This window comes from Mesorhizobium sp. M0870, assembly GCF_040319775.1.
Lineage (GTDB): Bacteria > Pseudomonadota > Alphaproteobacteria > Rhizobiales > Rhizobiaceae > Mesorhizobium.
The window spans coordinates 1-12,884 of the sequence record NZ_JAMYOI010000029.1 but is presented as its reverse complement, the minus strand read 5'-3'; the positions used below and the strand labels follow the sequence as shown (position 1 = coordinate 12,884).

Annotated in this window: 13 protein-coding genes; 10 read left to right on the top strand and 3 right to left on the bottom strand. The window is 62.4% G+C overall.

The features are described 5' to 3' along the window. Positions 1–180: 180 nt before the first annotated feature. Entirely contained in the window at positions 181–1,509 is a 1,329-nt protein-coding gene (gene aptA, locus NKH97_RS27045) for an omega-aminotransferase AptA (RefSeq protein WP_128303455.1), read from the top strand. A gap of 112 nt (positions 1,510–1,621) precedes the next feature. Here the strand turns inward: aptA and NKH97_RS27040 are convergent, their stop codons facing one another. Further along, entirely contained in the window at positions 1,622–2,260 is a 639-nt protein-coding gene (locus tag NKH97_RS27040) for a TetR/AcrR family transcriptional regulator (protein WP_013530908.1), read from the bottom strand. Between the two features lie 121 nt (positions 2,261–2,381). Between NKH97_RS27040 and NKH97_RS27035 the strand changes: the two genes are divergently transcribed. The 3 genes from NKH97_RS27035 to NKH97_RS27025 all read left to right on the top strand — a co-directional run bounded on the left by NKH97_RS27035 (position 2,382) and on the right by NKH97_RS27025 (position 5,519). Beyond that, entirely contained in the window at positions 2,382–3,632 is a 1,251-nt protein-coding gene (locus NKH97_RS27035; protein WP_352776322.1) for a Zn-dependent hydrolase, read from the top strand. 61 nt (positions 3,633–3,693) lie between these two features. Continuing rightward, a complete protein-coding gene (hydA, locus tag NKH97_RS27030; protein ID WP_352799146.1) occupies positions 3,694–5,145 on the top strand; it encodes a dihydropyrimidinase in 1,452 nt (483 codons plus the stop codon). Between the two features lie 2 nt (positions 5,146–5,147). Then, complete coding sequence (locus NKH97_RS27025) at positions 5,148–5,519, top strand: hypothetical protein (RefSeq protein WP_352799145.1); 372 nt, start codon at positions 5,148–5,150, stop codon at positions 5,517–5,519. A gap of 35 nt (positions 5,520–5,554) precedes the next feature. On the opposite strand, the gene NKH97_RS27020 is transcribed toward NKH97_RS27025, so the two are convergent. Continuing rightward, complete coding sequence (locus NKH97_RS27020) at positions 5,555–5,959, bottom strand: cupin domain-containing protein (protein ID WP_127296050.1); 405 nt, start codon at positions 5,957–5,959, stop codon at positions 5,555–5,557. A gap of 127 nt (positions 5,960–6,086) precedes the next feature. Here NKH97_RS27020 and NKH97_RS27015 point away from each other — a divergent pair, with 127 nt between their 5' ends. The 4 genes from NKH97_RS27015 (at position 6,087) to NKH97_RS27000 (ending at position 10,293) form a co-directional block, all read left to right on the top strand. Beyond that, the gene (locus NKH97_RS27015) at positions 6,087–6,878 is read left to right on the top strand and encodes an ABC transporter ATP-binding protein (RefSeq protein WP_023813186.1); all 792 of its coding nucleotides are present in this window, start codon (positions 6,087–6,089) and stop codon (positions 6,876–6,878) included. 373 nt (positions 6,879–7,251) lie between these two features. Then, complete coding sequence (locus NKH97_RS27010) at positions 7,252–8,130, top strand: ABC transporter permease (protein WP_352443081.1); 879 nt, start codon at positions 7,252–7,254, stop codon at positions 8,128–8,130. Then, positions 8,127–9,281 carry an ABC transporter permease gene (locus tag NKH97_RS27005; RefSeq protein WP_352799144.1) on the top strand — a complete coding sequence of 385 codons (1,155 nt, stop codon included), beginning with the start codon at positions 8,127–8,129 and terminating at the stop codon, positions 9,279–9,281. Before NKH97_RS27010 ends, NKH97_RS27005 begins: the two co-directional genes overlap by 4 nt. A gap of 40 nt (positions 9,282–9,321) precedes the next feature. Then, on the top strand, positions 9,322–10,293 hold the full coding sequence (locus NKH97_RS27000) for an ABC transporter substrate-binding protein (RefSeq protein ID WP_352443079.1): 972 nt from the start codon (positions 9,322–9,324) through the stop codon (positions 10,291–10,293). 50 nt (positions 10,294–10,343) lie between these two features. Here the strand turns inward: NKH97_RS27000 and NKH97_RS26995 are convergent, their stop codons facing one another. Then, a complete protein-coding gene (locus NKH97_RS26995) occupies positions 10,344–10,802 on the bottom strand; it encodes an Lrp/AsnC family transcriptional regulator (RefSeq protein ID WP_352443078.1) in 459 nt (152 codons plus the stop codon). Positions 10,803–10,927: 125 nt separating this feature from the next. Here NKH97_RS26995 and NKH97_RS26990 point away from each other — a divergent pair, with 125 nt between their 5' ends. Together NKH97_RS26990 and NKH97_RS26985 are read left to right on the top strand one after the other, a co-directional pair. Beyond that, positions 10,928–12,211, top strand: coding sequence for a cystathionine gamma-synthase family protein (locus NKH97_RS26990; protein WP_023813181.1), 1,284 nt, complete (start codon positions 10,928–10,930; stop codon positions 12,209–12,211). Positions 12,212–12,358: 147 nt separating this feature from the next. Beyond that, the gene (locus tag NKH97_RS26985; protein ID WP_352443077.1) at positions 12,359–12,802 is read left to right on the top strand and encodes a CHRD domain-containing protein; all 444 of its coding nucleotides are present in this window, start codon (positions 12,359–12,361) and stop codon (positions 12,800–12,802) included. Positions 12,803–12,884 lie beyond the last annotated feature (82 nt).

Sequence of the window (12,884 nt, the reverse complement as noted above, 5' to 3'; positions counted from 1 at the left end):
CCAGTTTTTCCCTAGCCTGTGGAACGCACTTCAGGTGCCGCATTTCCGCTAGTAATCCTTGACCGCCGAGAGGGCGGTGCTAACGTTTGTCCAATCGGTCAAAAATTTGCGTAGCATGAAAACGCGGCAAAGACCAAGCGTTGGGCGCAGCGAAACAGTTTACAAGGGGAAGTCCTGGTCATGTCCAACCGGCTGAAAGTCACGCCGAACGATCTCAGCGCATTCTGGATGCCGTTCACGGCAAACCGGCAGTTCAAGCAGGCGCCGCGCATGATGGTGTCCGCCAAGGACATGCACTACACGACCAGCGACGGCCGCAAGGTGCTCGACGGCACCGCCGGCCTGTGGTGCGTCAATGCCGGCCATTGCCGGCCGAAGATCACCGAAGCGATCCAACAGCAGGCCGCCGAGCTCGACTATGCGCCCGCCTTCCAGATGGGCCATCCGATCGTGTTCGAACTGGCCAACCGCCTGGTCGACCTCGCGCCCAAGGGCATGGATCATGTCTTCTTCACCAATTCCGGTTCGGAATCGGTCGAGACAGCGCTCAAGATGGCGATCGCCTATCACCGTGTTAAAGGCGAGGGCTCGCGCACCCGGCTGATCGGCCGCGAGCGCGGCTATCACGGCGTCAATTTCGGCGGCATCTCGGTCGGCGGCATCGTCACCAACCGCAAGATGTTCGGCACGCTGCTCGGCGGCGTCGACCATATGCCGCACACGCATCTGCCGGAAAAGAACGCCTTCACCAAGGGCGTGCCGGAGTATGGCGCGGAACTCGCCAACGAACTGGAGCGTATCGTCGCTCTGCACGACGCTTCCACCATCGCTGCCGTCATCGTCGAGCCGGTCGCCGGCTCCACCGGCGTCATCCTGCCGCCGAAGGGTTATCTCGAGAGGCTACGCGAAATCTGCACCAAGCATGGCATCCTGTTGATCTTCGACGAGGTCATCACCGGTTTCGGCCGTCTCGGCACGCCGTTCGCCGCCGACTATTTCGGTGTCACGCCCGACATCATGACCACCGCCAAGGGCGTCTCCAACGGCGTCATCCCGATGGGCGCTGTGTTCGTGAAGAAGGAGATCCACGACGCCTTCATGACCGGCCCCGAGCACATGATCGAGTTCTTCCACGGCTACACCTATTCGGGCAACCCGATCGCCTGCGCGGCCGCACTCGGCACGCTCGACACCTACAAGGAAGAGGGCCTGCTGACCCGTGGCGAGGAGCTGGCGCCGTACTGGGAAGACGCGCTGCATTCGCTGAAAGGCGAGCCGAACGTCATCGATATCAGGAACATCGGCCTGATCGGTGCGATCGAGCTGGCGCCGATCGCCGGCCAGCCGACCAAACGGGCCTTCTCGGCCTTCGTCAAGGCGTTCGAGCGCGGCGCGCTGATCCGCACCACCGGCGACATCATCGCGCTGTCGCCGCCGCTGATCATCACCAAGGGCCAGATCAACGAATTGATCGACCATGTGCGGGAAGTGCTGAGGTCCATCGATTGACGGACTGACACGATATCCCTCGCCCTGGAGGAGAGGGTCGCCGCGAAGCGGTCGGGTGGGGTCGGTGCGGCAGCGCGCCGACCTGATCTTTTGCTGCAACGAACGGTTACAGTCAGGCGGGCAACGCGCCGATCCCGGTCAGGATCACCCGCTTGATATTTTCCTTGGCTTCCCGCCATTGCCGGTCGGACAGCGGCTTGCCGCCATTGAGCGTCTCGATCTGGTGACCGAAATCGGCGTAGTGCTGGGTCGTAGCCCAAAGCATATAGAGCAGATGGCGCGGATCCACCGGGTCCATCTTGGCTTCCTCGATCCAGCGCCTGATGATCTCGACGCGGCCGTCCGTCCATTCGCGCAGCGTCGATTCCATATAGTCCTGAAGCACCGGCGCACCGTGCATCACTTCAGAGGCCCAGACCTTGGAGCCGTCAGGATGGCGGCGTGATATTTCCATCTTGGCGTCGATATAGGCACTGATGCCGTCTATGGGTCCGCGCGCCGCGTCGAAGCAATTGGCCGCCTGTAGCCAGATTTCAAAGATGTTTTGAACTACCGACCGGTAAAGCTCTTCCTTGGTGGCGAAATAATAGTGGAGATTTGCCTTCGGCAGTCCCGCCAGATCCGCGATCAACTGCATCGTGGCGCCGCCGAACCCTGCCTCCGCAAACACCTTCTCGGCAGCGACGAGAATGGTTTTTTCATTCTCTCGTCGGATCTCCTGTCGCCGCATGGGGCGGGTGGGTTCTGCCATGTCTACCCCAAGATTCTAGTTGACCGCTTGGTCAGGTTGTGTAGTTTAAAAGCTGACCATACGGTCAAGCTGTAAATCACTCAAGGGGCGACAAGAACCCTGGTGTAGATGGGAACTCAAGATGGCCGCACCCGGCGAGAATCTGCGAATCAATTCAGACCGTTTGTGGGATTCCATCATGGAGATGGCGAAGATTGGCCCCGGCATTGCCGGCGGCAACAATCGTCAGACCGTGACCGACGAAGACGGCGAAGGGCGGCATCTGTTCAAGCGCTGGTGCGATGCGGCCGGGCTCGAAATGGGCGTCGATGAAATGGGCACGATGTTTGCCCGCCGCGAAGGCACCGATCCCAGCCTGCCGCCGGTCTATGTCGGCAGCCATCTCGATACGCAGCCGACCGGCGGCAAGTATGACGGCGTGCTCGGCGTGCTGGGTGGGCTTGAAGTGGTGCGCTCTCTCAACGATCTCGGCATCAAGACCAAACATCCGATCGTCGTCACCAACTGGACGAACGAGGAGGGCTCGCGCTTCGCGCCGGCGATGATGGCGTCCGGCGTGTTCGCCGGCGTGCTCGACCAGGCCGATGTGTACGGGCATGTCGACAAACAGGGCAAGAAATTCGGCGAGGAACTCGAGCGCATCGGCTGGAAGGGCAGCGAGAAGGTCGGCGACCGTAAGATCTACGCCTTCTTCGAACTGCATATCGAACAGGGTCCGATCCTCGAGGACGAAGATATCGACATTGGTGTCGTCACCCATGGCCAGGGCCTTAAATGGCTGCAGGTGACGCTGACCGGCAAGGAAGCCCACACCGGCTCGACGCCGATGCCCAAGCGCCGCAATGCCGGGCTCGGCATGGCGCGGGTGATCGAACTGGTGCACGAGATCGCCATGGACTACCAGCCCGATGCCGTCGGCGCGGTCGGCCACATGGAGGTCTATCCCAATTCGCGCAACATCATCGCCGGGCGCACCGTCTTCACCGTCGATATCCGCTCGCCGGAAAAGGAAGTGCTGGACGCGATGGACGGCCGCATCCGCGAAGGCATCGACACGATCTGCGATGCACTCGACATTCGCTACGAGATCGAACAGGTCGGTGCTTTCGATCCGGTGACCTTTGATGCCGGCTGCGTCAAGGCGATCCGTGATGCCGCCGAACGCCTCGGCTATTCCCACCGCAACATCGTCTCCGGCGCCGGCCACGACGCCTGCTGGATCAACCGCGTCGCGCCCACCGCCATGGTGATGTGCCCTTGCGTCGATGGCCTCAGCCACAACGAGGCCGAGGAGATCACCAAGGAATGGGCTTCGGCGGGCGCGGACGTTTTGTTCCACGCGGTGGTGGAGACGGCTGTCATCGTGGAGTGAGCTTAGAATCTACCTTCAAACGACGCTCGTAAGAAGCGCGGCAAGAACAACGGAACAACCAATGACCAAAGTCATCCGAAACGGCACCATCGTCACTGCCGACCGCACCTGGAAGGCCGATGTCCTGATGCAGCACGGCAAGATCGTGGCCATCGGTTCGGGCCTGCATGGCGACCACGAGTTCGATGCCACCGGCTGCTATATCATGCCGGGCGGCATCGACCCGCACACCCATCTCGAAATGCCGTTCATGGGCACCTATTCGGCCGATGATTTCGAATCCGGCACGCGCGCGGCGCTCTCCGGCGGCACGACGATGGTGGTCGATTTCTGCCTGCCGGCGCCGCAGCAGTCGCTGCTCGAAGCCTTGCAGATGTGGGACAACAAGACCTCGAAGGCGTCCTGCGACTATTCCTTCCACATGGCGATCACCTGGTGGGGCAAGCAGGTGTTCGACGAGATGGCCACTGTCGTCGACAAGGGCATCACCTCGTTCAAGCATTTCATGGCCTACAAGGGCGCGCTGATGGTCGACGACGACGAGATGTATGCGTCGTTCCAGCGCTGCGCCGATCTCGGCGCGCTGCCGCTGGTGCATGCCGAGAATGGCGACGTCGTTGCCGCCCTGTCGCAGAAGCTGCTGGCTGCCGGCAACAACGGCCCCGAGGGCCACGCCTATTCACGGCCACCCGAAGTGGAAGGCGAGGCGACCAACCGCGCCATCATGATCGCCGACATGGCCGGCGTGCCGCTCTATGTCGTGCATGTCTCCTGCGAGCAGAGCCACGAGGCGATCCGCCGGGCGCGGCAGAAGGGCATGCGGGTGTTCGGCGAACCGCTGATCCAGCACCTGACGCTGGACGAGAGCGAGTATTTCGACAAAGACTGGGATCATGCGGCGCGCCGCGTGATGAGCCCGCCCTTCCGCAACAAATTGCACCAGGATTCGCTGTGGGCCGGCCTGCAGGCGGGCTCGTTGCAGGTGGTGGCGACCGACCATTGCGCTTTCACCACCAAGCAGAAGCGTAACGGCATCGGCGATTTCACCAAGATCCCGAACGGCACCGGCGGGCTCGAAGACCGCATGCCGGTGCTGTGGACCACAGGCGTCAACACCGGCCGGCTGACGATGAACGAGTTCGTCGCGGTGACCTCGACCAACATCGCCAAGATCCTCAACATGTATCCGAAAAAGGGCGCCATCGTCGAAGGCGCGGATGCCGACATCGTCGTCTGGGATCCCAAGCGAAAGAAGAAGATCACTTCTAAGCAGCAGCAGTCCGTCATCGACTACAACGTGTTCGAAGGGTTCGAGGTGACCGGTCTGCCGCGGTTCGTGTTCTCGCGTGGCGAACTGTCGATCCAGGAGGCCGAGATCAAGGCCAAACCCGGGCATGGAGAATTCGTCGGCCGCGAGCCGAATGCGGCGGTCAACCGGGCGCTGTCGACGTGGAAAGAGATTTCCGCGCCGCGAAAGGTGGAACGCACCGGCATCCCGGCGACCGGGGTTTGAGCTTGGCGCGTTCGGCCGCGCTCATTTCGTTGGTCCTGATGGCAACTGCCTCAGGTCCGGCAGCAGCGGACGGCCTACTGGCCGGCTCCTGGGGCAATGATGTCGGCTGCGCCGGCGTCAAAGCCGGTTATCAGGAGAGCGATGCCTATATCGTGCTGACCGCCGAAGGCGTCGAGACCTATGGCAGCGGCTGCCGGTTCACACAGCAATTGACATCGGTGCTGGGCGCGCAATCGCTTGGCGCGACCTGTTCGGCGGAAGGCGAGGCGGGAACGACAATCGAAACCGTCGTGGTCACCAACAAGGGAGAGGATGGTTTCTTCGTCACCATCCCCGGCCTTGAGGAAATGGGGCCGCTGCAATTATGTTCGTGACGGTGCCGATGGCGGCCATTCCGTCGATGCTGGCCTCACGCGACCAGCGCATCCAGTTCCGGCAGCAGGACGACGCTTTCCTGTTCGTTGGGATCGGTGCGCGCAATGACGGCCGAAGACGGGGCGCTGCTCAGATTGGCCGGCAGATGCGGCACGCCGGCGGGAATATAGAAAAGGTCGCCGGCCTTGGTGACGATATGATGCTCGAGCCGGTCGCCGTACCAGGTGTGGACTTCGCCGGAGAGCACATAGATCGCCGTCTCGTGGCTCTCATGCATATGCGCCTTGGCGCGCGCGCCGGGCGGGATGGTGAGCATGTGCATGCAGATGCCGGAGGCGCCGACGGTTTCGGCGGTAATGCCGGCGAAATAGGTCAATCCCTGCTTGCCTTCATAAGTGCTTTCAGGGCGGATAAGATGACAAGTGGGTTTGGGCGACATCGGGGAAACTCCGGGCGTCGATCGAGTGGGACAAGACCAATGGGACAGGGCGAGTGGAAAACAACATCGCGATAAAAGCAATCGGATTCCAGCCGCCGCAGGGACGGAAACAGGCAGGCGGCAGCCGATGACGGGGACTTCGCCAGCCGTCGTCGCGGCAAGCAAACTCGGACTGACCTTCCAGACCAATGACGGGCCGGTGCAGGCGCTGTCCAATGTCGATCTCACCATCGGCAAAGGGGAGTTCGTCTCCTTCATCGGGCCTTCGGGCTGCGGCAAGACCACGCTGCTGCGCGTCATCGCCGATTTGGAGAAGCCGACCTCGGGGACGATTTCGGTCAACGGCATGACAGCAGAACAGGCGCGCGAGAAACGCGCCTATGGCTATGTTTTCCAAGCCGCCGCGCTGTTTCCGTGGCGGACGATCGAGCGCAATGTCGGGCTGCCGCTGGAGATCATGGGTCTGTCCAAGGCGGAGCAAGGCGAGCGTATCAAGCGCACGCTCGACCTCGTCAACCTCTCTGGCTTCGAAAAGAAATATCCCTGGCAGCTCTCGGGCGGCATGCAGCAGCGCGCCTCGATTGCCCGTGCGCTGGCCTTTGATGCCGACCTGCTGCTGATGGACGAGCCGTTCGGCGCCCTTGACGAGATCGTGCGCGACCATCTCAACGAGCAATTGCTGGAATTGTGGGGACGCACCAACAAGACCATCTGCTTCGTCACCCACTCCATTCCGGAGGCCGTCTATCTGTCGACGCGCATCGTCGTCATGTCACCGCGGCCGGGCCGCGTCAGCGACATCATCGAATCGACGCTGCCGAGAGAGCGGCCGCTCGACATCCGCGAGACGCCGGAGTTTCTGGCGATCGCAGCGCGCGTGCGTGACGGGCTGCGGGCAGGGCACAGCTATGATGATTGAGGGAGCAAACGACGGGCTCCCTCCTCTCCCCACCACCGGGGAGAGGAGGGCCGGAGCGAAGCGGAGGTCGGGTGAGGGGGCGGCCACCCGCGCCTTCGTCATCCTAGGGCGGAGCCGATGCGAAGCGGCGAGCGCAGACCCTAGGATGCATGCCGTGACGTCTGCCGAAAGGCCAAAACGGTTGAGAGTATCGGCCAAGCAGGGCGAGGCAGAGGGGATCATGTTCGGCACCGTTGCGGAGCGGAGAGGTAACGGCATGGATCCTAGGGTCTGCGCCGCGTCGCTTCGCTCCTTGCTTCGCCCTAGGATGACGAACGCGTGGTGGGTCGCTCGCGTTACGCAGAGCGCACGCCTGTCCGGCGAGGCCTGCTAGATGGACACCTTCCGCGACAAACTCATCCCCGTCACCTCCATCCTCGCTGGCGTGGTCGTGCTCTGGTATGTTTTCGCCGTCATCCTCAACGCGCCGTTCCAGCGTGATCTCGACCGCCGTGCCAATGAGACCTCCACGTTTAGCGAACTCATCGGCAAGACGCTGTCGCAGCCGAAGCCGACATTGCCGGCGCCGCACCAGGTGGCGGTGAATTTCTTCGAGAACACCTTCCTGCGGCCCATCACCTCGAACCGCAGCCTCGTCTACAATGCCTGGGTGACGCTGTCGTCGACGCTGCTCGGCTTTGCCTTCGGCACCGCGCTCGGCATCATCATTGCGGTCGGCATCGTGCATGTGGCGACGCTCGACCGCAGCCTGATGCCGTGGATCATCGCCTCGCAGACCATCCCCATCCTGGCGGTGGCGCCGATGATCATCGTCGTGCTGGGGGCGATCGGCATCAGCGGCCTGATCCCGAAGGCGATGATCTCCACCTATCTGTCGTTCTTCCCGGTGACTGTGGGCATGGTGAAGGGGCTGCGCTCGCCCGAGATCATGCATCTCGACCTGATGCACACCTACAATGCCAGTCGTGCGCAAACCTTCTGGAAGTTGCGCGTGCCGGCTTCGGTGCCGTTCCTGTTCACCTCGATGAAGGTGGCGGTGGCGGCAAGCCTGGTCGGCGCCATCGTCGGCGAACTGCCGACCGGCGCTGTCGCCGGCATCGGTGCCAAGCTTTTGGCTGGCGCCTATTACAGCCAGTCCATCGACATCTGGTCGGCGCTGGTCGCCGGTTCGGTGGTGGCCGCACTTCTGGTCATGGTGGTCGGCATTGCCGGGCGCCTCGTCGACCGCGCCATGGGCGGGAGGCCGGCATGAACTGGCTGAAACCCTCCTGGCAAGCGGTGCTGGCGATCGTGCTGTGCCTGATCGCTGTGGCGCTCGGCGCGATCGCCGCGCCGAAAGTGGATGCACTGGCGCAGCCCGCAGGGACGTTGATATATCCCTATGCGGCGACGAACTGGCTGATCTTCGGCGTGCTGCTTCTTGTTGCCTTGATCACGATGGCCAGAATACCGTCCGTCGTCGAAGCGGTTGTGCTTTTCATCGGCGCACATCTGGTCGCCTGGCTGCTGATTGGCGGCATCGCCGGCTTCGAGGGCCTGGCACGGGCGCCCTATTTCCTGCTGCTCACGGCTGCCTGGCTGCTTGGCTGGCGCTGCGTGGCGGTGCTGTCATCATTGCGTCCTTTCGCCAAATGGGCGCGGACCGCGTTGCGCCTGATCATCCCGGCCATCTTCGGCGCCTGGATACTGATCATCTGGGAAGCGGTGACGCGCGGGGCCGGCATACCCTTCATCCTGCTGCCGCCGCCAAGCGCCATCGGCGCACGCATTGCCGGTTCGCTGCCGGTGCTCGGCGCCGATATCAGGCAGACCATCTTCAAGGCGGTGATCTTCGGCTATGTGGTGGGCAGCGGCGCCGGCTTCATCACCGCGGTCCTCGCCGATCGCGTGCCGTTCCTGCGGCGCGGCCTCTTGCCGATCGGCAACATGGTCTCGGCACTGCCGATCATCGGCGTGGCACCGATCATGGTGATGTGGTTCGGCTTCGACTGGCAGTCCAAGGCGGCGGTGGTCATCATCATGACCTTCTTCCCGATGCTGGTGAACACGGTCGCCGGCCTTGCCGCCTCCGGCCACATGGAGCGCGACCTGATGCGCACCTATGCGTCGGGCTACTGGCAAACCCTGCTGAAGCTCAGGCTGCCGGCAGCAGCGCCCTTCATCTTCAACGCGCTGAAGATCAACTCGACGCTGGCGCTGATCGGGGCCATCGTTGCCGAGTTCTTCGGCACGCCTGTCGTCGGCATGGGCTTCCGCATCTCGACCGAGGTCGGGCGGATGAACATCGACATGGTCTGGGCCGAAATCGCAGTTGCAGCACTTGCGGGTTCGGTCTTTTATGGCGTGGTCGCTCTTGTCGAAAGAGCCGTCACGTTTTGGCATCCCTCTGTCCGTGGTGGATAGGGGCGGTGGGTTTAGGGCACTAACTTCAGAGGGTAAAAAAATGAAAAGACTGATTATTCCCGTTCTGGCCGGCGCGATGTCGCTCGCCGCGTTCCAGGCAATGGCCGCCGACAAGGTGACGTTGCAACTGAAATGGGTCACGCAGGCCCAGTTTGCCGGCTACTATGTCGCCAAGGCCAAGGGTTTCTATGAGGCCGAAGGTCTCGACGTCGACATCAAGCCGGGCGGTCCCGATATCGCGCCCGAGCAGGTGATCGCCGGCGGCGGCGCCGATGTCATCGTCGACTGGATGGGCGGTGCGCTGGCTGCCCGCGAAAAGGGTGTGCCGCTGGTCAACATCGCCCAGCCGTTCAAGAAGGCAGGCATGGAGCTGGTCTGCCCGAAGGACGGCCCGATCAAGACCGAAGCCGACTTCAAGGGTCACACGCTCGGTGTCTGGTTCTTCGGCAACGAGTATCCGTTCTATGCCTGGATGAACAAGCTCGGCCTCAAGACCGAGGGCGGCCCGGACGGCGTCACCGTCTTGAAGCAGAGCTTCGACGTGCAGCCGCTGATCCAGAAGCAGGCGGATTGCATCTCGGTCATGACCTACAACGAGTACTGGCAGTTGATCGACGCCGGCTACAAGCCCGAACAGCTGACCGTGTTCAACTACTCGACCATGGGCAACGACCTGCTCGAGGACGGGCTCTATGCGTCCGAAGACAAGCTCAAGGACCCGGCCTTCGAAGACAAGATGGTGCGTTTCGTGCGCGCCTCGATGAAGGGCTGGAAATACGCCATCGACAACAATGACGAGGCCGCGGGCATCGTCATGGACGGCGGCGGCCAGGACGAGAACCACCAGAAGCGCATGATGAGCGAAGTCGCCAAGCTGATCGACAATGCCGACGGCAAGCTCGACCCGGCGACCTACGAACGCACCGCCAAGGCGCTGCTCGACCAGAAGATCATCACCAAGGAGCCGACCGGCGCCTACACCACCGCCATCACCGACAAGGCAGTCAAGTAAGCCTAGTCGGCAACACATTTATCCAGAAAGCGGCGCCTCCGGCAGAAATGTCAGAGGCGCCGTTCCTTTATGGTGTTCATGACGAAACTGGTTTCGATCGAGGCGACGCATTTCAGCCGCGCGATCTTTTCCTTGATGAAGCGCTCGTACTGTTCGAGGCTTCCCGTCACCACCTTCAGCACATAGTCGCGCGAGCCGGTGACGAGGTGGCATTCCAGCACCTCTTCCCAGCCGCGGATCGCGTCCTCGAACATCACGATCTCGTCTTCGTTCTGACGGCTGAGCCGGATGGTGGCGATGGCGACCATGCTCCAGCCAAAGGCTGAGGGATCGACCAGCGTGGTGTAGCCCCTGATAATTCCGGTCTCCTCCAACCGCCGCACCCGCCTCAGGCAGGGCGATGGCGACAGACCGATCCGCTCGGCAAGCTCGTGGTTGGTGATGCGGGCGTCGGCTTGCAGCTCACGCAGGATCTTGCGGTCGAAATCGTCGGCTATCTTCTGCTGCACGTTCGGTCTCTCCGGGCAATTTGTTGCGGGAATGCAGCCATGAGAGCCCCAAAATAGCAAGAACTGGTGGAACAGGATCGCATAAATTGCCGTTCAATATTTCACTCGAACAGGCAGGAAAGATCATGACCGCGCCACGCCCGTCGAAAACCCATATCGGCAACCACAAGCTCCACCCGCAGACGCTGATGCTGAGCTATGGCTTCGATCCGCAGCTTTCGGAAGGCGCGGTCAAGCCGCCGGTGTTCCTGACCTCGACCTTCGTGTTCAAGTCGGCGGAAGAAGGACGCGACTTCTTCGATTACACCTCCGGCCGCAAGGAGCCGCCGAGCGGCACGGCGTCCGGCCTGGTCTATTCGCGCTTTAACCATCCCAACAGCGAGATCGTCGAGGACCGTCTGGCGATCTATGAAGGGACGGATGCCTGCATCCTGTTTTCATCAGGCATGTCGGCGATCGCCACGACACTGCTCGCCTATATCAGGCCGGGCGACGTCATCCTTCATTCGCAGCCGCTTTACGGCGGCACCGAGACGCTTTTGACGCGCACGCTCTCCGGTTTCGGCATCGGTGCTGTCGGTTTCGCGGACGGCGTCGACGAGACGGCGGTGCGCACGGCCTCCGACGCCGCCGTCGCGAAGGGCCGCGTGTCGGTCATCCTGATCGAGACGCCGTCAAATCCGACCAACAGCCTGGTCGATATCGCGCTGATGCGCAAGATCGCCGACGAGATCGGCGCGAGCCAGGGGTCGACGCCGATCGTCGTCTGCGACAACACGCTGCTCGGCCCGGTGTTCCAGCGGCCGATCGAACATGGCGCCGACGTGTCCGTCTATTCGCTGACCAAATATGTCGGCGGCCATTCCGACCTGATCGCGGGGGCCGCCATGGGCGGCAAGGCGGTCACCAAGCCGATCAAGGCGCTGCGCGGCGCGATCGGCACGCAGCTCGACCCGCATTCCTGCTGGATGCTCGGCCGCTCGCTGGAGACGCTGTCGATCCGCATGGAGCGGGCCAACGACAATGCGCGGCTGGTCGCCGAATTCCTGCGCGACCATGCCAAGGTCGAGAAGGTGCATTACCTGCCGTTCCTGGGCGAGGACACGCCGGCTGGTCGCACCTACAGGGCGCAATGCACTGGTGCCGGCTCGACCTTCTCCTTCGATATCAAGGGCAGAGAGAAGGCGGCTTTCGCCTTTCTCAACAACCTGCAGATCTTCAAGCTGGCGGTGAGCCTGGGCGGAACGGAATCCTTGGCCAGCCACCCCGCGGCCATGACGCATTCGGGCATACCCTTCGAGGTGCGCGAGCGCATCGGCGTGCTGGAGACCACGGTCAGGCTGTCGATCGGCGTGGAGCACCCGGACGATCTGATCGCCGACCTGACGCAGGCGCTGGCGGCGGTCTGACGCTCCCCGTATCCGGGGTATCGCGCGGTCCATTAGTTTGCACGTAAGTGTTACTCGCGCGCAGCCATTCGCTCTTATAAGCGTTGTGCCGATACATCCGCGCGCCGGGGAGCCGTGGCTGGATGTCATCAGCAAACGGAGATCCTCATGCGTATCCAATCCTTGGCGCCGATGCTTTCGGCACTGGCCATCTCGGCGTCCTTCCTTACGGCAGCGCCGGCCCTGGCCGAGACGGTGAAGCTGAAAGCGACGCTCGACGGCGCCCAGCAGAACCCGCCGGTGACCACAAAAGGCAAGGGCACCGCAGCTCTTACCTTCGACACGGCCACGAAGAAACTCAGCTGGAACGTCAAATATTCCGGCCTCAGCGGGTCGGCGACCGCCGGGCATATTCACGGCCCAGCCGCGATGGGTGAAAACGCCGGGGTGGCGATCCCGTTCAAGGGCAAGCTCAAGAGCCCGATCAAAGGGTCGGCCGTGCTGACCGACGCGCAGGCCGCCGACCTGATGGGCGGCAAGGATTATGTCAATTTGCACACGGCAGCCAACAGGGACGGCGAAATCCGCGGACAGATCGAGGCCGCGAAATAGAGCGATTCCTATTTTGAGAGAATCGTAGGATTCCCAAAGCCGGATGTTTGTGATTCAAGATGCTGGCTGGATTGGAGGCCAG

Coding starts and splice junctions, on each gene's coding strand:
- aptA (WP_128303455.1), top strand. CDS start 181: ATGTCCAACCGGCTGAAAGTCACGCCGAACGATCTCAGCGCATTCTGG.
- NKH97_RS27040 (WP_013530908.1), bottom strand. CDS start 2,260: ATGGCAGAACCCACCCGCCCCATGCGGCGACAGGAGATCCGACGAGAG.
- NKH97_RS27035 (WP_352776322.1), top strand. CDS start 2,382: ATGGCCGCACCCGGCGAGAATCTGCGAATCAATTCAGACCGTTTGTGG.
- hydA (WP_352799146.1), top strand. CDS start 3,694: ATGACCAAAGTCATCCGAAACGGCACCATCGTCACTGCCGACCGCACC.
- NKH97_RS27020 (WP_127296050.1), bottom strand. CDS start 5,959: ATGTCGCCCAAACCCACTTGTCATCTTATCCGCCCTGAAAGCACTTAT.
- NKH97_RS27015 (WP_023813186.1), top strand. CDS start 6,087: ATGACGGGGACTTCGCCAGCCGTCGTCGCGGCAAGCAAACTCGGACTG.
- NKH97_RS27010 (WP_352443081.1), top strand. CDS start 7,252: ATGGACACCTTCCGCGACAAACTCATCCCCGTCACCTCCATCCTCGCT.
- NKH97_RS27005 (WP_352799144.1), top strand. CDS start 8,127: ATGAACTGGCTGAAACCCTCCTGGCAAGCGGTGCTGGCGATCGTGCTG.
- NKH97_RS27000 (WP_352443079.1), top strand. CDS start 9,322: ATGAAAAGACTGATTATTCCCGTTCTGGCCGGCGCGATGTCGCTCGCC.
- NKH97_RS26990 (WP_023813181.1), top strand. CDS start 10,928: ATGACCGCGCCACGCCCGTCGAAAACCCATATCGGCAACCACAAGCTC.
- NKH97_RS26985 (WP_352443077.1), top strand. CDS start 12,359: ATGCGTATCCAATCCTTGGCGCCGATGCTTTCGGCACTGGCCATCTCG.